Source organism: Bacillus cereus group sp. Bce019, assembly GCF_051781745.1.
Lineage (GTDB): Bacteria > Bacillota > Bacilli > Bacillales > Bacillaceae_G > Bacillus_A > Bacillus_A cereus.
Genome location: NZ_JBPWJX010000169.1, coordinates 1 through 266, shown reverse-complemented (window position 1 = coordinate 266; position 266 = coordinate 1). Strand labels below are relative to the sequence as shown.

Genomic DNA, 266 nt, shown 5'->3' with positions numbered 1-266 from the left:
TTCACGATACTATGATTTACACTAAATCAAAGATAGTTCCTACAGATTTTAAATGCCATAGATACTATCAAGGATTTGAATATATGTTTGTATTTAGCAAAGGCAAGCCTAAGATATGCAACTATATAAGAGTGCCGAGTAAACATGGTGGAAAGAAGGCAATATCTATAAACCGTAAAGAAGATGGAAGTATGAGAGACGATAGAATTGATAAACAAAAAGGTCGAGTTGTTGGCGAAACAAAAATAAAAAGTAATATCTGGGAA

The 266-nt window shown here is 32.3% G+C and carries 1 pseudogene; it reads left to right on the top strand.

What is annotated here, in order from left to right:
- Positions 1-83: 83 nt before the first annotated feature.
- A pseudogene (locus ACS2QP_RS27885) lies at positions 84-266 on the top strand (hypothetical protein); the annotation flags it as partial.